Here is a 23,796-nt window from a genome sequence, read left to right on the forward strand (position 1 = left end):
GCCCTCAGGGCTTCTAATTTACTCGCTAGCGCGAGGTTCGGCCGCTGGCCAGGCTGTCGGCCAAGCCGGATGCGGAGGCTGTCGGCGCGAGATTAACGATCTCGACGTCCTGGAGCGCTAGCGCGTACGACCACATTCGACGTTCTCGTCAACAAGGCCGGTCAGTCGCAGCGTAGCAACATCCTAGACCTTGCGTCTGACGAAATCCACGCGCTGCTCGACGTCAATCTGCGCGCGGCACTGCACGTGAAACGGCTGATCGTGACAAGAATGCCGATGCGCGCCGCTACGTGGTTGACGTCTGGTCGGTCGCTGGCCACTACGCCTTTCCAGAACGCCCTGGCTTTCTTCATCCCTAGCCATCATGCCACCAAGGCCAGCGTATTGCGCGTTCGCGGGCTGAGCCCCGTTCTTTACTGATCTCGCGCTCGCGTCACCGAGATCTCGCCCGGTCGTGTGGCGACAAGCATCTTTAAGTGCGTTCGATACACTTCAACTCCGAGGACATCGCCCATGCCGTTGCCATCGCGCAGGTGTCACGGAAAGAGCACCTCCCTTTCCCGCTCCGGAGCTCTAATAATGGAGACCGCCATCGAGACTGCCGCTCAGCGGTTCGCGAGGCCCCGCAACGCACAATCAATGGATGGCGCGTTTTGTCCTAGCATGGGCCATTTTTTGTGCTGAGGGTCGGCCTATGCCTTGGATGCATACTGACCTTGATAGAATGAATTTGATCCAAAATAGCCCGCCCCTTAGCGTTGCTAATTAGCACCGTCGAGCTGTGGCGGCAGGAAAGCAACACTTTACGAGTTGCGAAACTGCCGCCCAGCTTCCCGTGTCGAGCCCAAGCACGCTTCGCGGTTTGCCGTGCTGGCCAATGGAAGACGTCGGTGCCGCGTCATTGAGGTCTAATTTCCTACCCTCAACAGCACGCGGCCGAGTGAAACACGTGCCCCTGAAGGCAAGGGCTACCAATAGGGAGGAGAAATAGATGGGACCGTGGCGAGTAAACGGGTTCACCAGTCAAATCGCGAAAGTTGTTGCCCTATCAGCAATTGTAGGGCTTTCCATTGCCTCCTGGAGGGTAGTGAGTGCAGCAGAGATCCAGGTGCCCGACGCAGTCAAAACGGCGGGAGTCCTGCGCATGGGTCTCAGCAATGCATTGCCACCGCTGCAGTTCAAGGATCCGGAGACGGGCGAATTCAGAGGGATGAATGTAGATATTGGCCGGGAAATCGCAGCACGTTTGGGCGTCAAGGCCGAATTCAATGAAATGCTATTTGCGCAGTACATCCCGTCACTGCAGACCGGTCGGATCGATATCATCATGGGTGGACTTAGCGACCTCCCTGAACGTCATTCCATTATGGAGATGGTCGATTACTTCAGGGATTTCTATCAGGTCTACGCACTTTCCAATTCTCAGCTAAAGGAGTTGTCCGATCTTTGCGGTAAGCGGGCCGGCGCCATTCGGTCCACTGTTTGGTACAAAGTGATGCTTGCAAAGAGCGAGTCGGACTGCGTTCAGAAGGGAATGCCGGCTGTGAAGTTGATTGGCACCGAATCAACGCCAGATACGCGGCTGCAGCTAACGCAAGGCCGAATTGATGCAGCACTGCAGGGCTTCGTCGAGGTTCCTTACATGATTGCGGAGTCCAAAGGCCTTTACAAGACGATCGGCGAGCCCTTCGCGCCAGAATTCAAGGCAATTGGTGTGCGTAAGGGCGATGTCGCGCTGCGTGACGCGATCGCCGACGCTCTGGATGCGATGATTAAGGACGGCACTTATGCAAAGATCCTGGCTAGATATCAGTTGAGCAAACTCGCTATTTCGGAAGTATATCTAAATTCGGAACCGCGAAAATGAGCGCGGTGTCAAACAAGCCTGTACGATCGAGCAGCGGTTCCTCCACTCTCTTTTCACGGCCCGATCTGTCGTTGGTCGAGATCGTGCCGCCGCGTTACGTCGGCCGCTGGATAATGGGCGTACTAGTTCTTGGTCTGTTGGTCCTTATTGTAAGGGCCTTCGCTAACGCGCAGATCGAATGGAACGTTGTTGCCAAATACTTAGCGGCGCCTACAATTCTCGCGGGCTTCTGGCATACGATGATCTTGTCCGTGCTGGCGATGATTGTCGGTGTCGCGCTCGGCTTGGCTATCTCGATTATGCGAATGTCGGATAATCCGCTCCTAGTCATCGTCGCATTTGGCTACCAATGGTTCTTTCGCGGGACGCCGGTAATCCTCCAGCTTCTGATTTGGTATAATCTAGCCTTAATCATCCCAGTCATCGGCATTCCCGGTCTGTGGACGGCCCCGACTGTCGATGTCATCACGCCCTTTTGGGCCGCGCTGCTTGGCCTTGGCATCAATCAGGGTGCCTATACCTCGGAGGTCATTCGCGCCGGAATCCTCTCGGTTGATGCGGGCCAGCACGAAGCGGCACAGTCGATTGGCATGACCCGTCTACACGCGCTCTGGAGAATCGTCCTACCTCAAGCAATGCGCGTGATAGTTCCGCCGATTGGTAACGAGTTTATTGGAATGGTAAAAATGACGTCACTCGCCAGCGTGATCCAGTACACCGATTTACTTTACAGCGCACAGAACGTGTACTTCGTCAATCAGCGCGTGATTGAGCTACTGATCGTAGCAGGCGCTTGGTATCTCCTCGCTGTCTCCATTCTCACGCCGCTTCAGTTGCTGCTCGAATGGCGGTTCGCGCGGGGAACATCTGTCGTGAGGGTCCGATGACCAAGCCTTTGCTCTCAATGAGAAGAGTTAAGAAGCGGTATGGAAATCTACAAGTTCTGGACGGCGTCTCCCTCGACGTCATGCCCAATGAAGTAGTGTGTTTGATCGGCTCATCAGGCTCAGGCAAAACGACGCTCTTGAGATGTATTAATCAACTGGTTTCCGTCGACTCAGGACATATCTGGATAGACGACGAAATCGTGGGCTATCGCCAAGTGGGGTCGCAATTGCGGCCACTAGGCGGTGCGGAACTCGCCCGCCAGCGGACGAAGACCGCGATGGTGTTTCAACGATTTAATCTCTTTCCCCATATGACTGCTCTTGACAATGTCATTGAGGGACCCGTGCGTGTCTTAAAGCGCAATAAGGCTGACGTCGTTTGTGAGGCGGAAGCCCTCCTAGCACGCGTAGGCTTATCCGAGAAGCGTAACGCGTACCCTTCCAGCCTGTCTGGCGGCCAGCAACAACGTGTGGCCATCGCGCGGGCTATGGCTATGCACCCGCGCCTTATGCTCTTCGACGAGCCGACATCTGCACTCGATCCTGAACTCGTTGCCGAAGTCCTCGCGGCGATGAAGGAATTGGCACGCACCGGCATGACTATGGTGGTCGTTACGCACGAACTTGGATTTGCGAGCGAGGTCGCAGATCGCGTGATCTTTATGGAACAAGGCCAAATCGCAGAAGAAGGCACTGCCCGAGAGGTTCTTATGCACCCCAAGGGCGCAAGGACCAAAGAGTTCATTTCGGCGGTGCTCGATTAACACGCAGCATCTCTACATACGACCAGAGAGGAATTGAGGAACGAAATGGCAAAGGAAATCGCTTTCGCCGCACTCATACATGCAGCCGGTAGCGCAAGTGCCGCGTGGCGCCATCCAGATACGGATCCAAAGAAGGCGTTGAGTCTTCAGTACTACACAGAGCTCGCAAAGCTATGTGAAGCAGGCCGCTTCGATCTGATGTTTCTAGCGGACAGTCCGGGCGTTGATGTCGACAATCTCCACGCAATGGCGCAATGGCCACGCGGGCAAAACGTACTTGAGCCCTTGACGCTTCTCTCTGCGCTAGCTGCGAGCACAGAAGAGCTTGGCCTCGGCGCCACGGTATCTGCGAGCTTCACTGAGCCGTTTAATATCGCCCGGCAATTCGCATCGCTCGATCACCTTTCGGGAGGGCGAGCAGCGTGGAACGTTGTGACGACTGCAAACCAGTATTCATGCCGCAACTATGGCTATAAGACGATGCCGCCACACGACGAGCGCTATGCCAGAGCCAGAGAAGCCCTGGAGGTGGTCCGAGCTTACTGGGATACTTGGGACGATGATGCCTTCATCTTCGACAAGGCAAGAGCTATGAACTTCGATCCGAACCGATTTCACCACGTTCGATACGAAGGGAAACATTTCAAGGTACAAGGCGGACTCAATATTGCACGTGCTCCGCAGGGGCAACCCGTCATTATCCAGGCGGGCGCGTCCTCGGTGGGTAGGGAATTTGCCGCAGAAACCGCTGAGGTCGTCTTCGGAACGGGCGCAACTCTTGAGGAGGCTGCGTCCCTCTACAAGGATATCAAAAGCAGGATGGCGAAGTACCGCCGTGATCCTTCCGAACTTAAGGTACTCGCCGGCTTCCGCGCGATGGTCGGTTCAACCGAAGCAGAAGCGAAGGAAAAGCTTCGCCTACTAAACAGTGTGATGCCGATTGAAGCCAAGGTCGCGTATGTCAGTACGGACCTTGAAGTCGACCTGTCGAAGCTGCCACTGGACGAACTCGTTCCCGAACAGATGATCCCGACTTCCTCAAACCTTCATCAGGGTTATTTCAATATACTTGCGGACATGATCCGATCGCGTAAATTCACGCTAAGGGAGATTGCACAGCGCTACGAACGCGGATTCGAGATTTTCTGTGGCACTCCAAGCCAGATCGCCGACGAGATGGAACGTTGGATCGACAATGAAGCTGGAGATGGGTTTATGATAACGTTCCCTTACATGCCGACCTGCCTGGAAGATTTTGTGTCGATGGTAGTCCCCGTGCTCCAGGAACGCGGACTTATGCGCAAAAGCTACCGCGGCAAGACACTTCGCGAAAACCTCGGGTTACGCTATCCCAAAAACGTCAATACGAAACGTCCAGCTACAGGCGTTCCATAAGAGATCTCGTGGCGCGCCGCCTTTGTCGAGCCTTTCAATGCGCATACAAAAGGGCCGCGGTGCAACAAAGCGCCGCGGCCTTTCTTATTGTGGGAGCTGAAGTTCATCCGTCGAACGACTTGACGCATGGCCGAGAATACCATTTGATTTATTCGAATCGGGCTTATGCATCTAAAATGTAAATTTGTTTGGGCGGCATATGGCTAGAGCGCTCAGTTCCCGCGAGATCGATGCGTTTCGGGCTATGATGCAATGTGGGACAACGCTTGCCGCAGCCGAAATTCTAAATACAACGCAACCGTCGGTGAGCCGGCTGTTGGCGCAAGCGCAAGACGCTGTGAAATTTCGACTGTTCGATTATCGACGGGGCCGTTTGGTTCCAACCCCTGAAGCCAAAATGCTCTTTGAAATCGTCCAAAAGCACTATCTTGGCTTGGAAACGATACAGCAAGCCGCTGAAAGTATCAGGTCATCCGGCACCGGCCTATTGCGCATCGCTGCCACTCCGTCCCTGGCTATGGGCGTTATTCCAACGATCATGAAGGCATTCCGGCAGTCTAGCCCCGGTGTGAGCATCAACCTTCAGACGGGAGGGTCGCTGCAGATCAGAGACGGGCTCCTCAATGGCATTTATGATGTTGGCCTGACGACGAGCGGAGCTCATTTCCGAACAGGAGAGTTCGAAATCGAGGTGTGTGACGAATCTGAGGCCCTATGTGCGGTCTGCGCAAACAGCCCGCTTGCTTCGAAGAAGGAGGTTGCGGTCTCTGATTTTCAAGAGGCAACGCTGCTCACTCTCAATCGTGGAGACGATCTAAGTGATTTGTGGCGTCAGACACTCGCGCAGCACGGCGTGAAACCCTCGTCCGAGATCGAGGTCACCTATTCGGCGATCCTCTGTTCGCTCGCCGCCGCCGACCTTGGCATCGGCGTCGTAAGTCCCTACATCAAACCGCTTATTTCCGATAACGTTCGATTTGTTCGTATTTCGCCGAGAATCTCGGTTAAGATGTTCGCAATCTTTCCGGGACATCTTGTGAAGTCATCGCTGTCGCAGCGTTTCACGCGTAGCTTGAAGGAAACGTTCCTGCACAACGACCCCCATGTCGTGAAGTGCGGCGACTGCACGGAGTAAGCCCCCTAGCGGGATTTCGGATCGAGCTAGGCAACTCTCGCGGGCCGACGTGCCCGCCAAACAATCCCAATGCTATATCACCCGCGTATAGAGCGTGCAGCAAGAAGAATTGGCTGACGCGTTTAGCCTGACTTAATGTCCCGCAGAATGCCCGAGCTGGTGCGACTGTCGCGCAGCGCTTCGTGGGCGAGTGCAAGACCGTAGGGCAAGGCCGCGGGCGCTCCAAGGAGACTGACACGTGCTTGATGCAATCCAGCTTGAATTGATTTGGCGAAGGCTGATTTCTCTGACTGAAGAGGCCGCTACGACGCTGCTGCGTACCTCCTTCTCATCCGTCGTTCGCGAGTCTAATGATTTTGCGTGCGTTCTCATGGATGCCGAAGGACGCTCGTTAGCGCAACCCGCTAACAGCATTCCATCCTTTATCGGTACCGTTCCGCGGACGGTTCGTGGCTTTCTCAAACAGTTTCCACATGAGACCCTCTCCGAGGGCGATATCCTGATCACCAACGATGTCTGGCTTGGCACCGGCCATCTGCCCGATATCACGGTAGCCAAGCCCATTTTCTTGAATGGCAATATTGTTGCGTTCGCTGGGTCGGTCACGCACGCTCCTGACATTGGTGGACGCATCCGTTCTGCCGATGCACGCGAGGTGTACGAGGAGGGATTCCAAATCCCAATGATGAAGGTGGTTGAGGCGGGTCGAATGAACCGCACATTTGAAAGCCTGCTTCGCCAGAACGTTCGTACGCCAGATCAGACGGTAGGCGACCTTTATGCGCAGTTTTCTGCACTGCATCTGATGGAGGTGCGCCTCATTTCTTTGCTAAAGGAGTGGGAGCTCCGTTCATTCTCCGAAGTGTCTCAACAGATCCGCGGTCGGACGGAAGCCGCGATGCGGCGTGCGATTTCCGCAATACCGGATGGCGTCTATCATGCCACCGCCGTCAGCGATGGATTTGAAAATAGCATCGTGTTGCGGATGGCGCTTAAAGTTCATGGTGATGAAATCGAGGTTGATTACCGAGGTACAGATCCTCAAGTGCAGCGCTCCATCAACGTCTGCGCTGCTTATACGACGGCATACACTGCCTATGGAATCAAAGCCGTTCTTACGCCCGACACGCCAAACAATGACGGTGCGTTGGAACCGCTCAATATTCATGCACCTCTTGGCTCAATTCTTAATTCAAAGCCGCCCGCAGCGGGCGGGGCACGCGCACTTATCGGACATTTCCTGCCGGCGATGGTCTTGCGTGCGCTGTCACAAGTCGTGCCGGAGAGAGTCATCTCCGACGTCGGCTCACCTCTCTGGTGCGTAAACCTGGCCGGCGTCAAAGAGGATGGAAAGACTTTCGCTAACTTATTCTTCCTGAACGGAGGCTATGGGGCCAGCGCGGCCTCGGACGGCGCAAGCGTGTTGTCTTGGCCGAGCAACATTTCCTCCACGCCCGTCGAGGTGCTGGAACGAACCGCGCCGATCAGAATTTGCCACCGCCGAATCCGATCGCGGACAGCGGGCAGCGGTCGGTTCACAGGGGGGGCTGGGCAGGAGTTTCTCTTCGAGAATCTAAATAAAGGGCCTACCATAATTTCCTTTATGGCTGAACGAACTAAGCCAGAAGCTGTGGCGAATGGCTTAGCAGGCGGCGATCCCGGCGCTGCCGGTGAGATCCAGATCAACACCGTTCGGGTTGATCCCAAGATACAACACACTATCGACTTTGGTGCCCGCGTTCTGCTGCGCACACCTGGCGCTGGCGGATTTGGTGTTCCGATCCGCGCTCAGGAAGCGCTGGCCGAAGCCGATGGCGCCAAAGATTTTGTATAAGAAGGGTTAGATCCGATATGTACTCGCTTGGTATCGATATTGGCGGCACGTTCACCGACATTGTCCTCTATTGCACTGATGATGGTCGCGTTGTCGCACACAAGGAGCTGACGACGCCCCATGATCCAACAATTGGAGCCCTCGCCGGCGTAAAGCAGGTCGTTAACGCCAGCGGCACCGATCCCGATCAGATTGGTCGCGTGGTCCATGCGACAACGTTGTTCACTAACGCTCTCATCGAGCGTCGTGGCGCAAGGACCGGATTGATCACAACGAGCGGCTTTAGGGATACGCTCGACTTACAGCGGGAGTTTAAATACGATCTGTATGATCTATTTCTGAAATTGCCAAAACCATTGATTGAGCAGGATGATCGCGTTGAAGTTAATGAACGCACCTTGTTCAACGGGCACATCCAGCATCCACTCAACGAAGACGAACTTCTAATAAAAACACGCCGGCTGCTCGACAGGGGCGTCACTTCGCTGGCAGTTTCATTCTTGCATTCATATGCCAATGGGACAAATGAACTGCGAGCCAAGAGCCTAATCGAGCGGCATTTCCCACAAGTCCAACTGTCGATCTCGTCCGAGGTCTGCCCACAAATCCGGGAGTACGAACGAACGTCAACGACCGCCGCGAACGCGTATATCAAGCCCATTGCAGACAAATATTTGCGTGAACTCGAGGTGCAGCTAAAGGCCTTTGGAATACCAGGAGCACTTTTCATGATGCTCTCAAACGGCGGATTGACGCATATCGAGGAAGCGCGCCGTACGCCGATCGAACTGTTGGAGTCGGGGCCGGCTGCTGGCACATTGGTGGCCGCGTATTTCGGCAAACGCTCCGGATTTGACAATGTGCTTGCCTTCGACATGGGCGGGACAACTGCAAAGCTTGGCGTGATTGAGAACGGCGAGCCCCTGATCGCGTATCAGTTTGAAGCGGCTCGCCAGAAGCGGTTCGCCCCAGGAAGCGGATTGCCGGTGAACATCTCGACTGTTGAGCTTATCGAAATCGGTGCGGGCGGCGGGAGCATCGCACATGTTGATGAGCTAGGAATGCTCAAGGTGGGGCCGCAAAGTGCGGGATCGCGACCTGGCCCCGCCTGCTACCCGAACGGCGGAACTGCGCCAACGGTTACCGATGCAAACGTTGTTTCGGGGGCGATTGACGTTGATAACTTTGCCGGTGGCACTATGGTTTTGCGCCGCGGAGCTGCAGAGGCGGCGCTCACAGGCGTCGGGCACGCCATAGAGATGCCATTCATCAAAGTGGCGAATGGCATTCAGGCCATTGTTAACGAGACGATGGCAGCCGCCGCGCGTGTCCATGTTGCTGAGCGAGGCCACGATATAACTAAGTACAAGCTCATCGTGACGGGCGGTGGCGGCCCGATGCACGGTTGTGACGTCGCCAGACGTCTCGGCATCAAACAGGTTATCTGTCCGCCGAATGCTGGCGTCGCGTCGGCACTCGGCTTGTTGATTGCACCCGCGCGTGTTGATCGCTCGAGAACGCTTGGCGCCCTGCTGGGATCGATGGAAATCGAGAAACTCGAAGCAGCCTTCAGGCGCCTGGAAGACGACACAAGGCGCGTGATTGCGCAGGCCAGATCTCCGCACAGTACACTTCAGATGGAGCGCCGCGCCGACATTCGCTTTGTGGGCCAAGGGTCGGAGCTGGTAACAGGACTGCCCGTTGGACCCTACAGCGAGAGCGAACGTGAAACTATTCGCGCTGCGTTCATCCAGACCTATAAAGGTATCTTCGGCGATATCATACCCGATCTTGATCTTGAGATTATGAACATCCGTGTAACCCTGAAAGAAGTACGAGAACCCGCGAAACTTGGTCGGATGGAAGACCCTCCTCGCTCGGAGGGATCTCGCTATCGACCCGTGTATGATGATGCAACTCGCGCTTGGGTTAAAGTCCCAGTTCTTCGACGATCGGAACTCGGGATTGCAGGATCGATCGAAGGCCCGGCCCTTTTGGATGAGCAATCATCAACACTAGTTGTGCCGCGCGGGAGCCGCATGACGTTGGACGCCTCTGGCAATGTCATTGTTCAGCTCAGGGATGATGGTGACAGTGTTACCGTTCCAGTAGCAGAGCACGCCACCGAAATCGGGGCGTAGGGCTCTAATATGCAGGCCTGTCACGTCACGGCAGTCGCGTGGCGCCGCAGGATGTCATGCCGGGAGGCCTTCGGATCTCGAAGTCAACCAAGGCGCGAGGCAAGCTCTCGGATGGAAACGATCATACTCGCCCCCTCAGTCGCGTTCGTATGCATGCTCTAGCGACACCACCGGGCGGCAACGCGCGAGCCAGGAGGTGTCGAGCACGATCCGCCGATCGATCGGCGGTGTTGTGCGGTAGAACGGTTTTCTACCGTTGCCCTTCTGTAACCGGCATGAGCCCCCCACCTGGGCATCGCGCGAATGAGCTGCGATACAGCCTGGCATGAACTGTTTTTTGGAGGTGGGCTATGGCAGATGCCATGCATGAAGCCAGGCTTGATGCCAGGCAGGAAAGCGGCTCCTATCGTCGGATCGAGGTGATCACAGGGCAGCGTCGACGACGGCGCTGGACGGCTGAAGAGAAGGCTCGGATCGTGGCCGAGAGCTTCGAGGAAGGGGCCAATATTTCCGAGGTCGCTCGGCGCCATGGCGTTGTCCGTGGGTTGCTGACGGTGTGGCGGCGCAAGTTCGCGACGGCAGTGAGCTTTCAGGCGCCAGGCTTCGTGCCGGTCCGGATCGCTTCCGAGAGCGGTCCGGCGACGGCAGACGAGTCGGACCGGTTAGCGTGCGCGCATAAGGTGCCGCCGCAGATGGCATCGGCTCCAGGCAAGCTTGGCGGAATGATCGAGATCGAGCTGGGCGGGGCACGCATCCGGGTCGAGCCCGGAGTGGAGCTGGCGACGCTTTCGACAGTGCTATCGGCGCTTCGGGGCATCCGTTGATTGCATTACGGTCTGACCTCAAGGTGGTGCTGGCGGCACAGCCAGTCGACTTTCGCAAGTCGGTGCACACGCTGTCGGCGCTGGTGAGCGAAGCGTTGCACGCGAACCTCGTATTGCGGCGACATCTTCGTGTTCCGCAGCAAGCGCGCGGACAGAGTGAAGCTTCTGGCATGGGATGGTAGCGGCATGGTGCTGGTGACGAAGTGGCTGCACCAGGGACACTTCACCTGGCCGCCGGTCCGCGACGGCGTGGTGCATCTGAGTGCGACACAACTCGCGATGCTGCTCGACGGACTTGAGTGGACGCGTGTTTCACACAAGCCTGTGAAGCAGCCGGCCGTTGTCGGCTGAGAGGCGAAGATTTTGCTGGAGCCTGTGATGGGCGGATATATCGTTCGATCATGGCGATTCGTCCCGAAGCTCTTCCGACCGATGCAGCGGCTCTGGCCGAGATGGTGCTCGCGCTTGACGCCGAGAACGAGAAGCTACGTGTGGCGATGCAGACGCTGAAGGAGATGATCTTCGGCAAGCGCTCAGAGCGGCTGGCGGCGATCGTGGCCGAGCAGCTCGCGCTCGAACTGGACGATCTCGCGACTGGCGTCACATCACCTGCGCCAGCCAACGACGATTTGCCTGCGACGAAGCCGGCTGGGAAGCCGCGCAAGAAGGCGAGGCGCAACATCGGCGCGCTACCCAAGCATTTGCCTCGCTGCGAGCAGGTGCTCGAGCCAGACACGACAGCGTGCCCGTGCTGCCAGGGCCTTCTGCACCGGATCGGCGAGGATGTGAGCGAGGTACTGGACGTGATCCCGGCGATCCTGCGGGTACTGCGCACGATTCGTCCCAAATACGCCTGCCGCGGCTGCACCGACGGCGTGGTGCAGGCGAAGGTGCTGCCGCGTCTGATCGACAGCGGCATGGCATCGACGGCACTCGTGGCTCACGTGGTGATCTCGAAGTTCGCCTGGTATCTGCCGCTGTACCGCCAGGTGCAGATCCTGGCCGGTCAGGGCCTTCATCTCGACCGCGCGACGCTCGCCGGCTGGGTGAAGCGTGCGGCATGGTGGCTTAAGAGTCTTTATGAGCTTCAGCTGCGGACGATCCAGGCTTCGCCGCGGCTGTTCTGCGACGAGACGCCGATGCCGGTGCTCGATCCCGGACGACATCGCACTCGTATCTGCCAGTTCTGGGCGCATGCGATGGATGATCGCCCATGGGGTGGCCCATCGCCGCCGGCGGTCGCCTATGTGTTTGCGGATGGCCGCGGCACCGAGGAGATCGCCGGGCAATTGGCCGGCTTCTCCGGCATTCTGCAGGTGGATGGCTATGCCGCCTACAAAGCGCTTGCCCGCGGTCAAGGCGGGGCGATCCAGCTGGCTTTTTGTCTCGCGCATGCCCGACGCAAATTCGTCGAGGTGTACAAGACGATGCAGTCGCCGTTCGCTCACGAAGTGATCGAGCGCCTGCAAGCGGTCTACGCCATCGAGGCCGAGATCCGTGGCTTGAGCGCCGAACAGCGGCTTGCCGCCCGCCGCACCAGGTCCGCACCGCTGATGGAGGTGCTGAAGGCGCGACTGACCTCGATGCTCGACCACCTGTTCTCCCAATCGAAGCTAGTGGAGGCCATCAACTATACGCTCAATCACTGGGACGGACTGACGCTATTTCTCCGCGATGGCCGCGTCGAGGTCGACAGCAACACCGTCGAGCGTTCAATGCGCCCGATTGCGATGGGGCGCCGTAACTCATTGTTCAGCGGCAGCGAGGGCGGCGCCGAGAGCTGGGCAATCCTTGCGTCGCTGGTCAATACGGCAAAGCTCCACGAACTCGATCCGCAGGCCTATCTGGCCGATGTGCTGGAGCGCATCGTCTCCGGTCAGACCAAGAGCCACCAGCTGCACGAACTTCTCCCCTGGAACTGGAAGGCGACCCGCGAGCTCAGCGCACGGGTGGCCGCATGACCCGCCGCCGCCGTTCATCATCTTCATCATCGATGGCGGCAGCCGCGATGCCGCTCGACGAACTTGAGCCTTGGCTACAGGCTCGTGCCGAGCAGCATCCCGTCGCCACCAGTCTTCCCATGCTCGACGGCTATGTCGCCGCGATCGTGGCCGGGCCGGTGTCGATGAGTCCGCTCGACTGGATCTGTCCGCTGCTCGCCATCGACGCCGACGCATTCAACCATGGCGGCACGCCGGAGTTCGCCGCGATTTCGGCCGTCGCGCTGCGCCACAACGACATCAGTAATGTTCTTTCCACCGCACCACATCGGTTCGCACCGGTCCATGGCCGCAAGCCGAATGGCGACGTTGATGCGCGGCCGTGGTGTCAGGGATTCCATGCCGCCATGCGGTTGCGACTATCAGCCTGGGGCCCACTGCTCGACGTCAGCAACATACACCACGGCTTGCTCCTGCCCATCCTGCTGCATTGCGTCGACGATCAAGGGCGTCCACTGCTTGGACCACCAAGGAAAGGCCGCGAGACCGAGGAATTCCTGCGCAACGCCCATGCCGACATTCCGGACGTCGTCGAGGCCATGCGTCAGTACTGGATGCCGACCCGCTACGCTCGCACAGGCTGATCACTGCAGACGTGGGAGCTCATACCGGTTACGCCCTTCTGTGCGTCCCTCCCGAACTCGGCCGCCAGCCTCAGAGGTCGGCGCTCCTTTTTTCTGAGGAGTGAATGGCTACCGTCGCGGTTTGAGAGCGGCTTGGCTCGAGGATGAACGGATTCTGCGTAGGGGACTCCGAAGCATCGTCGCCTGGTCATCGTGACCGTTGGAGACCACCGGGCTGCCTAACACAGCTGGCATTTGAGGCGCCCGTGACCACGGATGAGTGGCGTTGGTAGGAGTATAATCAACGGTCAATGGCAATCAGCGCGCTGCGCGCCGCGCGCGGAACATGCGAGTTTGGTGCAACTATGCCTGATCCGAATACATGCCTTCAGTATCTCAATTGGATGAAGGCCAATGGCAATGATACGTCTTTGTTCGCTGTGGACGGGGCCGTCCTTCGCCACCGCTATCATGCTTTCGCTGGTACCTCAAAGGAGGGTCCATTAGATGATCGATGCAGGTCGCGCCATTGCCACAGCGACGCCCGAAACATTTCGAGAAGTGTCGCGGAAGTGGGCCTCTGGAATCGCCGTCGTAACTGCAGTCGATAGTCACGGAGCGCTTTTCGGCACCACGATGAGCGCCGTCGTCAGCCTATCGATCAGCCCCCTGCAATACCTGATATGCATCGACAGAAAGTCGAACTCGCTCCCCGCCATCACTTCGACAGGGTGGTTTTGCATCAACATGCTCTCCTCATCCCAAGAGCGCATTGCGATGACGTTTGCAAAGAAGGGGACAGATAAGTTTTCGGCGATTTCCTATCGAGAAGGTCTAAATCGATTACCAATTATCCAGGACGTCGCCTCATATATTATCTGTCACCTGAACAGCAGCTTTGATGGCGGCGATCACGTCATAATCGTTGGCGATGTCATCGAGATCGGTCTCCACGATGCGTCTCCGCTGGTCTATTTGAATGGACGCTTTAATAACGGATGACTTGCGGGGAACACATGAAATATGAGAATACGCTCCTCTTTATTGACGGAGAATGGTGCTCCGGCTCTGAGAAGCAAACGATCCCGATCTTTAATCCAGCAACTGACGAGGAGATCGGTCACGTCGCTAAGGCGACGGTGGCCGATCTCGACCGTGCAGCTGCGTCCGCCGAGAAGGCGTTCCATGTTTGGCGGAGAACGCCCGCGGTGGAACGCGGAGTTACGCTACGTAAGGCAGCTGGCCTGCTCCGCGATCGACTAGAGTCCATCGCCCATGTTCTCACCTTGGAGCAAGGTAAGCCTCTTTTGGAAGCGCGAGCGGAGATCGCGAGTTGCGCCGATGCCTTCGAATGGGCTGCTGAAGAGGGAAGGCGGCTCTATGGGCGCGTGATACCGTCGCGTGCAGCAGGCGTTGCGCAATATGTCGTACGTGCTCCAGTAGGCCCGGTTGCTGCGTTCACCCCGTGGAATTTCCCCGCGAGCCAAGTCGCGAAGAAGCTTGCTCCAGCGTTGGCTGCCGGATGCTCCGTGATCGTCAAGGCCTCGGAAGAGGTGCCACGATCTGCCGCGGCAATCATCACGTCACTTGTCGATGCTGGCATTCCAACAGGTGTTGTCCAGCTCGCATACGGCACTCCCGATGAAATATCGCGGCACCTGATTGCCCACCCGGCGATTCGGAAGATCTCCTTCACCGGCTCTGTTCCGGTTGGAAAACATCTAGCTGCGCTCTCGGGCGAGCAGATGAAGAGGACGACGATGGAACTCGGCGGGCATGGGCCGGCGATTGTCTTCAAAGACGCCGACATATCCTCAGCCGCGGCGCTGCTCGTTTCAGGCAAGTATCGCAACGCCGGTCAAACCTGCGCCGCGCCGACGCGGTTTATGGTACACAACGATGTTTATCATGAGTTCGTCGCAGCTTTTGTTGAAAAGACACAATCGCTTGTCGTTGGCAACGGTCTGGATGCGACAACGCAGATGGGCCCCCTCGCGAACGAACGCAGAGGGAAACTCTTCGATCAATTTGTGGACGACGCGAGGCAGCGAGGCGCAAAGCTCATGTGCGGCGGCGAGAGCTTATTTACTCGCGGAACATTCAGGCAGCCAACAGTACTTGCGAATGTCGATCCATCGATGCGAGTCATGAACGATGAGCCATTCTGCCCAATCGCGCTCATTAGCGGCTTTGACAATCCAAATGAAGCTGTTGCAGAGGCTAACCGATTGCCCTTCGGGCTCGCCGGATATGCCTTCACGGAATCATCGGCGAACGCTCAGTTCCTGGCGGAGAATCTTGAGGTCGGTATGCTCAGCATCAACCACCTGGGCCTTGCCTTGCCGGAAACGCCCTTTGGCGGCGTCAAAGAGTCTGGGTACGGTTCCGAGGGTGGCCTAGAATCAACTGAAGGCTATCTCAATACCAGATTCATCACCAATAAGGCCTACTAGGCGTCATGCCATTTGGGCAATCGACCACGACGACTCTGTGAGGAGCAATGTCCCCTTCAACTATCAACGAAAGAGTCAGCATCACACGACTTGGTGGTCAGGATTACAACTTCTTTTTTGGTTACTATAATAAGACGCCGTGGGACGGGCAGGGTCGCCTTATCCTAGGCCACCAAGTCGATGAACCTAACTTCCGCATTGGCAGAAATAGCGGCTGCAATGTCGGTTATTTTGATGAAGCGCGTGAGTTTCGGCTGGTTGATCGAACCCAAGCCTGGAACTGGCAAATGGGGAGCCAACTACAATGGCTCACCGGCATGCCTGGCCGTAACATAATCTACAATATTCGTACGTCGCACGACGCGGGTGGCCCGTATCCCAACATCGGTGCGCGGATTACCGACGTGGATACGGGGCGCACTCGCGATCTCAATATCCCGATTTACGTCGTAGCCGCGAACAGCAAATTCGCGATGTGCATTGACTATCGACGTCTCTACAAAACGCATGAGACGATCGGCTACTGCGCACTCGCGGGACGGCTTCCACTGGATAATGCACCGGACGATGATGGCATTTGGCGCCTCGACATTGCAAGCGGCGACTCGACACTCGTTGTCAGTTACCGCCAACTTTACGAGCTTGCTCATAAGCCATCCATGGATAAGGCAATTCATTGGGTGAGCCATATTGAGATAAATCCGTCATCAACACGTGTGCTCTTCCTTCACCGATGGACAGAGCGTGTTGAAGACGAGACCTGCTTCTTGCATCGCTTGATCACAATGGATCCGGATGGAAGCAACTTACGTCTCCTTGAATGCTCTGATCATCCATTGCCGCAGCTGGCTCGGCGGTTCGATTCAAAGGCCGTAGGTACCTACGACTACGAAAAGTCCGAATACCAGATCTCTCACCCGTTATGGCGGGATGATAGCAGCATCGTCGTCTGGGGACCTCACGCCGGACGTATAAACTATCAGGTTTACCAAGACGCGCACAATGGCTTAGTCCAGACTATTGGCGACGGCCTCCTAAGAGAGAACGGACACATGTCCTATTCACCTGTGAATATGCGCTGGCTTTTGAGCGATACGTATCCGCATTCCGAGACCAACCTGCGTGATCTCTTCCTTTTCGATGCCAACAATGAAGTCCGGCTCGACCTCGGAAGCTTTTATACTGATCCAACTCTGGCTAAAGAGAACCGGTGTGATCTTCACCCAAGGTGGAGCCGCGATGGGAAGTGCGTTTGCATCGACTCCTATCACGAGAGACGGAGGCGAATGTACACAATTGATGTCTCCGCTCTCGTGTAGTGCTTGTTGTTTTCCCTATCCAGCGACAGCAGGTGTCTAAAAGCAAGGGAACGTTGTTTTCCGCAAGGCATCCGTCCAAGGGCATTTCGACCTACCTTGAGCGCTCAGCTCATCGAATCTCGTTGAAATTCAGCATAACGACCTCGCTGAAGGGGCTTGCTTGCCTCTTACAGCGGCGGGAATACTTCGAATGGTAGCTATCCGCCGTCCGATCCGGTTTCGATCGAGTACAATGGAGCAAACGTGACCACATACAGTGGACCTGTCTTTGACATGGCCGTACAACAGTTCGAAGTGATCGCTGATCACCTGTCTGTGCCGCAGGACGCGAGGGCGCGCTTGTTAATACCAAAGCGCGCGATCACTGTATCTTGTCCTATTCATCGAGACGACGGCACGACGGCGGTTTTTGAAGGGTATCGAGTTCAGCATCACCTCACGCTAGGACCTACGAAAGGCGGCACGCGCTTCGCGGCTAGTGTGGACCTCGGCGAGGTTGCTGCGCTTGCGATCTGGATGAGTTGGAAGTGCGCCCTAACCGGCTTGCCCTATGGTGGCGCCAAGGGCGGCATCAGCGTCGATCCATCGAATCTATCAAGGCGCGAACTAGAGGCATTATCACGCCGCTACATGCAGGAGATGATCCCCTTCGTTGGCCCTCACACTGATGTCATGGCCCCCGATATGGGGACCAACGAGCAGGTGATGGCGTGGTTTATGGACACCTATTCGATGTATCAGGGCCGGACCGTGACGGAGATCGTTACCGGTAAACCGGTCAGCGCCGGAGGGACATTGGGACGCCGCGAGGCGACAGGGCGGGGCGTCGCGCATCTGACGCGCCGCGTGATGAACGAACAGGGCATCAATCTGAACCATGCAACGGCTGCTGTGCAGGGCTTCGGAAATGTCGGCTCGATCGCCGCACTTGAGCTTCACCATATGGGCGTTAAAGTGATCGCCGTCAGCGACCACACCGGCGCGCTCTACTGCGCTTCCGGCCTCAACATTCCAGAACTCGTGGTACATGCGGCAACACATGGCAGTCTCTCGGGGTATTCGAGTGAACTAGCCTTCGATCCGCAGGAAGTCCTCACGCTGTCTTGTGATGTTCTTGTGCCAGCCGCGATGGAGCGGGTCATCGACGCTGCTGTCGCCACGAAGCTGCGTTGCCGTATTGTCGCTGAAGGGGCCAATGGGCCGACGACACCGGAAGCCGATCTGGTTCTTACGCAGCGACAGAATGAGATCTTCCTGATCCCGGATATTCTGTGCAATTCCGGCGGGGTAGTGGTGAGCTATTTCGAATGGGTGCAGGATCTGCAACAACTCTTCTGGGAAGAGGAGGAAGTAGTACGACGCGAATACCAGATTCTCGATCGAGCGTTCGATCGGATGGTGGCGAGGGCGAGCCGCGACAAGGTGTTCAATCGCACGGCGGCCATGGCCATAGGCGTCGAGCGGGTGCGGGGCGCCAAGAATACGCGAGGTCTATTTCCATGAGGGACGGCCTGGTCGGATTCCGTGATGTATTTGCCCGAACCCGCAATGGTTCACATCGAGCCTTATTAGCGCCGGCGAGCCGCAATGGCCACAACCTGAATGGGATGGCGGTTGTATCAAGCGCACGGATAGTCGCTAATTCCATAGCGGTATGATGCCATCATGTTGCAACTCCGCGCTCAGTTTCAGAACAGCTTCTGCGGCGCATAGATGCAGGCCTAAGCGCTCCGACATAATCCCACATGATCATGCTCGCCTCCAAACTCTCGAACCGGATTTCCTCCATGTTCGACGCGATCACTCAATCGAATTAGAAATGGATACAGAGATGTCATTAGAAGTAGTAGATACGATCGTGATCGGAGCCGGTCAGGCAGGGCTGGCTATGAGTGAACATCTGACTTCGGCTGGTATTCCTCACGTCGTCTTGGAAAGGCACCGGATCGCGGAGAGATGGCGAACAGCCCGGTGGGACTCGCTGGTGGCTAATGGTCCCGCGTGGCATGACCGTTTCCCCGGCCTAACATTTCAGACGCACCCTGATGCGTTCCCGGGTAAGGAGGAGATCGCGGACTATTTCGTTGCCTACGCAAAGAAGATTGCCGCGCCGGTGCGCTGTGGGGTGGAGGTTACGGCCGTACAACGGAACGAGGGACGATTGGGCTTTCGAGTGGAAACCTCGCAAGGGACGTTGGAGGCAAATAACGTAGTTGCAGCGATCGGTCCATTCCAGATTCCGACAATACCTCAAGTAGTACCGCAGGACATTGGAGTCGTCCAAATTCACTCGAGCGACTACCGAAACCCGGAGCAGTTGCCTAGAGGGGCCGTGTTGGTTGTTGGCGCAGGATCTTCCGGAAGCCAGATCGCAGACGAACTTCTGCGCTCTGATCGGAAGGTCTATCTCTCCGTGGGCCCCCACGAACGCCCCCCGCGCTCCTACCGCGGCTACGACTTCTGCTGGTGGCTCGGCGTCTTGGGAAAGTGGGATAATGAAGCAAGAGTTCGCGGTACCGAGCACGTAACGATCTCCGTCAGTGGGGCCCGTGGGGGATACACGGTCGACTTCAGGAAGCTCGCCGCAGACGGAATGATGCTTGTTGGCTCAACTGAAGCGTTCGAGGCAGGCAACGTAACGTTTGCCAGTGATCTCGCGAAGAATGTCGCGATGGGTGACGCCTCGCTCTTCACTCTGTTGGATGAGGCCGATGAATACGTTAGGCGGAATGGACTTGCACTTCCGGAGGAGCCTGAAGCGCGCAGGTTACTCCCGGACCCGGACTGCCTAATGAATCCGCAGCGTGAGCTCAATCTAAAGACTGCCGGCGTGAATACGATCATCTGGGCGACGGGCTTTTCGTCGGACTACAGCTGGCTTAAGGTCAAGGCCTTCGACGAGGCCGGAAAACCCGAACACCAACGTGGGGTATCCTCGGAGCCGGGCGTCTACTTTGTGGGCTTGCCTTGGCAATCTAGGCGAGGGTCCGCTTTTATCTGGGGTGTCTGGCATGACGCTAAATATATTGCTGATCGTATCTCTACTCGGCGGCGTTACCTGGAACATCACGTCGTAAAATCGGAGAAAGTTGATCCACGAAAAGCGACGGGAGGCCCCTAAGTTTTTTGGCGAAACAGTTCACCAGTTGGGGTTGCGGGTGCTGACACGTAAGAAGGAGCAAGAAGTGGCTCATAGGCGGATTCGGAAATTCAATACGAAACACACTTATCCGGAGCAGAAGCTCGACAATGATCTATGTCAGGCAGTGGTGACTAGCGGCGGAAAAATTATTTGGCTACGGGGCCAGTGCCCCCAGAGCTTGAATGACGCCGTCAACATCGACAGCCATGATCCTGTCGAGCAGACGCATAAGGTGATGCAGAATATTAAGCAACTCATCGAAGAAAGTGGCGGTAAGATTGAACATTTGGTCAAGGTTGTCGTTTACCTTACCGACGTGCGGCATCGGGAGGCCGTTTATCGAACGATGGGTCAGTACATAAAGGGCGTGCATCCCGTGTCCACAGGACTTGTTGTCCAAGCGTTGGCGCGACCTGAGTGGCTTGTTGAAATCGACGCCACAGCGGTGATACCCGAGTGAGCGTATGACGTTTTCCCTAGTTGCTCGGTGCGACCAGACTGGAATGTTCGGCGTAGCGATTTCGTCTTCATCTCCGGCTGTCGCTTCAAGGTGTTCATTCGCGCGAGCTGGTGTCGGCGCGGTCGCTTCGCAGAACGTAACTGATCCCTCGCTAGGACCATTGGCCTTGGATGCGATGGAGAGCGGCATGTCCGCGTGGGAAGCCGTCGAAGAAGTGAAACAACGTAGTCGATTTATCGAGTATCGCCAGCTACTGGCAGTTGACCGCGACGGAAATGCCGCTGTTTATTCAGGGCCCAATTCACTAGGCATATGGGCTCAGACGAGCGGAGAAAATGTCGCGGCCGGCGGCAATCTCCTAGCAAATGACGGAGTACCGCACGCAATTGTCGATGCATTCATTGGTTCGTCAGGGCATCTTGGTGACCGCCTGATTGCGTCACTAAGAGCCGGGTTGGCCGCCGGCGGGGAGGCCGGTCCGTTACACTCAGCCGGCATGAAGCTTGTTGACCAAGTCAGTTGGCCAGTCGTGGACCTGCGCTGCGACTGGACACAAGAGTGTCCGATCGAACTGCTCGTTTCTGCCTGGAAGGTCTACAAACCCCAACTTAACGCCTACGTGAAGCGCGCGCTTGATCCACGAGCGGCTCCTTCGTTCGGCGTCCCGGGTGACGAATAGCGCTCCGACGAGCGCTCGCCATTGGCCGCACCGCTCCCTTGATCGTCTTCATGACGCGGTGCCAGAGCACAGAGTAGATTGAGCTATACGCTTCAAGTCAGCAGTCTACGCAAACCCGCGGATGTTGACAGAAGACCCCTGAATTGTGGGCATTGGCAAATGTCGGGCAGATTGGGGTTAATTTTGTATCGACCTTTCATAGCGGAGATCTGATGCTGTCTCGGACAACCATGATGACGCTGTAGTCTGGCGACGAGCGAACGCTACGAACCTCAGAAGAACTGGAAAACTGAGCAAAATACAGATGGACAGCATCGCCATTATTCAGAGGTTGGTTGCGTTTCCGACCGTCAGCCAGGAATCAAACCTCAATTTGATTGACTTTGTCGTTCAGCTGCTTCGCGAAAACGGCGTGACCTGCCGTCTTGTCTATTCGCAGGACGGGCGAAAAGCGAGTTTGCTGGCTACGATCGGACCCGATGATCGGCCAGGCGCAATTCTCTCAGGTCATACGGACGTCGTTACGGCCGATGATCAGAGCTGGACCAAACCGCCATTTAGCGCCACACGACAAGACGGTAAGCTGTATGGTCGTGGAACTGCAGACATGAAAGGCTTTGTGGGCTGTGCCATTTCCGCCGCGCTTAAGGCGTCGAAGACACGCTTAAATGCGCCTCTCTACCTGGCACTATCATATGATGAAGAGATTGGCTGTGTAGGAGTGCGAGGTCTGCTTGACTCGATGGTGAATGAGCTGCAACGGCAATCTTTCTGTATCGTTGGTGAGCCAACAAATATGAACGTTGCAATCGGACACAAAGGCAAGGTTGCGGCTCGCGTTACTTGCGTTGGCCGGGAATGCCATTCCGCATTGGCGCCTACCGGGATAAACGCGATCCATTTGGGTTGCGAATTTGTCGAAGCCATCCGCAGAGAGCAAGCTAAGTTGTGCGACGAGGGCGCGCGGGATGCGAGCTACGAAATTCCGTATACAACGCTTCACGTCGGCACGATTAAATCGGGGGGAATGCTCAATATTGTGCCGAGCCGATGCGAGTTAGAGTTCGAGATCAGGAATGTCGCAGCGGAGATACCTGAGGAGATATTGAGTAGGCTGCGAACTAGAGCGAGTGAAATCGCCAATGGCGCAAGGACCATCGCGTCCGAAGCCGCTATAAATATTGATGTAGTCAACAGTTATCCCGGGCTCAATATCGCCTGCGACGCCCCGGTCGTCCATCTTGTCAAGTCTCTCACCGGTGACGCCAACGTGGTGAAGGTGCCATTCGGAACGGAAGCCGGCCTGTTTTTGCAGAGACTGGGGGTTCCAACGATCGTTTGCGGACCGGGGTCGATGCAGCAGGGTCACAAGCCGGATGAGTTTATCGAAATTGACCAGATTGACCGCTGCGACAAGATGTTAGATAGATTGATTGACCGACTAGCAAGCGGCCATGGCTTCCCCTGAGCGAGGCGTTGCGGCCCGATGCGGCAGGAACTCGCGCAACGATGTGACTTGCGCCCAGACATAGAGTGAGCCCGGGAGACCGCGGCGGTGAGATCGCCGAACTACCCCGCTAGACCATCACCCACTTGGGTGGCGCGGGAACCGAGCTGCCTGCGGGGTTGGACCAGCCGCTCCCGCCCGGCTGGGGCGAGACATAGGCTTCTTGGCACCACCGACCATCAAATCAGCACTCGAAGACTGCGAAGCTCGGACTGCTCAAAATCCAGCTCGCGAAGGATTTCAGCCGGCGTCCGCTCGAGGATATCGCCTCGCGAATCGCTGACGCCTGACGCGCTCTGCTCTGAACTCGACCGGACGCAAGACTGCAAGCTCAAGTTCAAAGGCGGGAGAGCTGTTGGCCACCGCCAACGTCGATATGAATGCCGATCGCATAAGGGATCTCTCCGCGAACAGGGAGGGTCACGGCCCGGCCGATCTCTTCAGGCCCCAGCGCGCCATTGGAATGCCGCCGGTGGCGATCAAATCGTCATAACGATCCTTCGCCGCGGCTGTCATCTCGGTGCGAATGATGACGAAGCTGTTCGCCTCACGACTGGCTTCCGAGCCTATCACCATCTACGACGTCAGGCCGGGTGTCATTCCAACGCCCGCCTTGCTGATACAACAGTCGGCCCTGTTTTCGCCGATGATCTCTGCATTCGCCGAGCCGATGAAGATCACCGATCCCGGGCGCCTTTCGACGAGGCCCAGGCACCTCCTCGCAAAACACTGTGTGAGGAAAAAGCCGGCACGAAGGTTGATGTCCAGCGTCCGATCGTAGCTTTCCGGCTCAAGGTCGAGGATATCCCCGCGCTGCAGTGCTGCA

20 protein-coding genes and 2 pseudogenes are annotated in these 23,796 nt (G+C 56.8%); 20 read left to right on the top strand and 2 right to left on the bottom strand.

Going from position 1 to position 23,796, the window contains the following annotated elements:
* Window positions 1-129: 129 nt before the first annotated feature.
* The 20 genes and pseudogenes from XH91_RS40305 to argE all read left to right on the top strand — a co-directional run.
* Window positions 130-420, top strand: a pseudogene (locus XH91_RS40305) (hypothetical protein); the annotation flags it as partial.
* A gap of 571 nt (window positions 421-991) precedes the next feature.
* Window positions 992-1,867 (top strand): ABC transporter substrate-binding protein, encoded by an 876-nt coding sequence (locus XH91_RS37945; protein ID WP_128929531.1) that lies wholly within the window; start codon window positions 992-994, stop codon window positions 1,865-1,867.
* Window positions 1,864-2,754: an amino acid ABC transporter permease gene (locus XH91_RS37950; RefSeq protein ID WP_128955168.1), complete on the top strand. Its 891-nt coding sequence runs from the start codon at window positions 1,864-1,866 to the stop codon at window positions 2,752-2,754. The genes XH91_RS37945 and XH91_RS37950 overlap by 4 nt, the downstream gene beginning before the upstream one ends.
* Window positions 2,751-3,518: an amino acid ABC transporter ATP-binding protein gene (locus tag XH91_RS37955; RefSeq protein WP_128929533.1), complete on the top strand. Its 768-nt coding sequence runs from the start codon at window positions 2,751-2,753 to the stop codon at window positions 3,516-3,518. The genes XH91_RS37950 and XH91_RS37955 overlap by 4 nt, the downstream gene beginning before the upstream one ends.
* A gap of 45 nt (window positions 3,519-3,563) precedes the next feature.
* The gene (locus XH91_RS37960) at window positions 3,564-4,913 is read left to right on the top strand and encodes an LLM class flavin-dependent oxidoreductase (RefSeq protein WP_128929534.1); all 1,350 of its coding nucleotides are present in this window, start codon (window positions 3,564-3,566) and stop codon (window positions 4,911-4,913) included.
* A gap of 199 nt (window positions 4,914-5,112) precedes the next feature.
* Window positions 5,113-6,048 carry a LysR substrate-binding domain-containing protein gene (locus tag XH91_RS37965; protein WP_128929535.1) on the top strand — a complete coding sequence of 312 codons (936 nt, stop codon included), beginning with the start codon at window positions 5,113-5,115 and terminating at the stop codon, window positions 6,046-6,048.
* 238 nt (window positions 6,049-6,286) lie between these two features.
* On the top strand, window positions 6,287-7,882 hold the full coding sequence (locus tag XH91_RS37970; RefSeq protein WP_128929536.1) for a hydantoinase B/oxoprolinase family protein: 1,596 nt from the start codon (window positions 6,287-6,289) through the stop codon (window positions 7,880-7,882).
* A gap of 17 nt (window positions 7,883-7,899) precedes the next feature.
* On the top strand, window positions 7,900-10,023 hold the full coding sequence (locus tag XH91_RS37975; protein ID WP_128929537.1) for a hydantoinase/oxoprolinase family protein: 2,124 nt from the start codon (window positions 7,900-7,902) through the stop codon (window positions 10,021-10,023).
* A 350-nt stretch (window positions 10,024-10,373) separates the two neighbouring features.
* Window positions 10,374-10,847: an IS66-like element accessory protein TnpA gene (gene tnpA / locus XH91_RS40310; protein ID WP_128929538.1), complete on the top strand. Its 474-nt coding sequence runs from the start codon at window positions 10,374-10,376 to the stop codon at window positions 10,845-10,847.
* Window positions 10,844-11,198: pseudogene (gene tnpB / locus XH91_RS37985) on the top strand (IS66 family insertion sequence element accessory protein TnpB). The gene tnpA and the pseudogene tnpB overlap by 4 nt, the downstream one beginning before the upstream one ends.
* Window positions 11,199-11,248: 50 nt before the next feature.
* On the top strand, window positions 11,249-12,808 hold the full coding sequence (tnpC, locus tag XH91_RS37990; RefSeq protein WP_128929539.1) for an IS66 family transposase: 1,560 nt from the start codon (window positions 11,249-11,251) through the stop codon (window positions 12,806-12,808).
* A complete protein-coding gene (locus XH91_RS37995; protein WP_232995571.1) occupies window positions 12,805-13,431 on the top strand; it encodes a UPF0149 family protein in 627 nt (208 codons plus the stop codon). Before tnpC ends, XH91_RS37995 begins: the two co-directional genes overlap by 4 nt.
* A gap of 486 nt (window positions 13,432-13,917) precedes the next feature.
* Window positions 13,918-14,412 (top strand): flavin reductase family protein, encoded by a 495-nt coding sequence (locus XH91_RS38000; RefSeq protein WP_128929540.1) that lies wholly within the window; start codon window positions 13,918-13,920, stop codon window positions 14,410-14,412.
* Window positions 14,413-14,426: 14 nt separating this feature from the next.
* Window positions 14,427-15,863 (top strand): NAD-dependent succinate-semialdehyde dehydrogenase, encoded by a 1,437-nt coding sequence (locus XH91_RS38005; RefSeq protein ID WP_128955169.1) that lies wholly within the window; start codon window positions 14,427-14,429, stop codon window positions 15,861-15,863.
* Window positions 15,864-15,910: 47 nt separating this feature from the next.
* Complete coding sequence (locus XH91_RS38010) at window positions 15,911-17,182, top strand: hypothetical protein (protein WP_128929542.1); 1,272 nt, start codon at window positions 15,911-15,913, stop codon at window positions 17,180-17,182.
* Window positions 17,183-17,425: 243 nt separating this feature from the next.
* Window positions 17,426-18,685, top strand: coding sequence for a Glu/Leu/Phe/Val family dehydrogenase (locus tag XH91_RS38015; RefSeq protein ID WP_128929543.1), 1,260 nt, complete (start codon window positions 17,426-17,428; stop codon window positions 18,683-18,685).
* 328 nt (window positions 18,686-19,013) lie between these two features.
* On the top strand, window positions 19,014-20,303 hold the full coding sequence (locus XH91_RS38020; protein ID WP_128930144.1) for a flavin-containing monooxygenase: 1,290 nt from the start codon (window positions 19,014-19,016) through the stop codon (window positions 20,301-20,303).
* A 64-nt stretch (window positions 20,304-20,367) separates the two neighbouring features.
* Window positions 20,368-20,784 carry a RidA family protein gene (locus XH91_RS38025; RefSeq protein WP_128930145.1) on the top strand — a complete coding sequence of 139 codons (417 nt, stop codon included), beginning with the start codon at window positions 20,368-20,370 and terminating at the stop codon, window positions 20,782-20,784.
* 4 nt (window positions 20,785-20,788) lie between these two features.
* Window positions 20,789-21,463 (top strand): DUF1028 domain-containing protein, encoded by a 675-nt coding sequence (locus XH91_RS38030; RefSeq protein WP_128929544.1) that lies wholly within the window; start codon window positions 20,789-20,791, stop codon window positions 21,461-21,463.
* A 304-nt stretch (window positions 21,464-21,767) separates the two neighbouring features.
* Window positions 21,768-22,931, top strand: coding sequence for an acetylornithine deacetylase (gene argE, locus XH91_RS38035; protein ID WP_128955170.1), 1,164 nt, complete (start codon window positions 21,768-21,770; stop codon window positions 22,929-22,931).
* A 459-nt stretch (window positions 22,932-23,390) separates the two neighbouring features.
* Here the strand turns inward: argE and XH91_RS39205 are convergent, their stop codons facing one another.
* Window positions 23,391-23,546, bottom strand: coding sequence for a hypothetical protein (locus XH91_RS39205; protein WP_164934241.1), 156 nt, complete (start codon window positions 23,544-23,546; stop codon window positions 23,391-23,393).
* Window positions 23,547-23,789: an SDR family oxidoreductase gene (locus XH91_RS40315; protein WP_128930146.1), complete on the bottom strand. Its 243-nt coding sequence runs from the start codon at window positions 23,787-23,789 to the stop codon at window positions 23,547-23,549. It abuts the gene before it with no gap.
* Window positions 23,790-23,796 lie beyond the last annotated feature (7 nt).

The organism is Bradyrhizobium guangzhouense (assembly GCF_004114955.1).
Taxonomy (GTDB): domain Bacteria; phylum Pseudomonadota; class Alphaproteobacteria; order Rhizobiales; family Xanthobacteraceae; genus Bradyrhizobium; species Bradyrhizobium guangzhouense.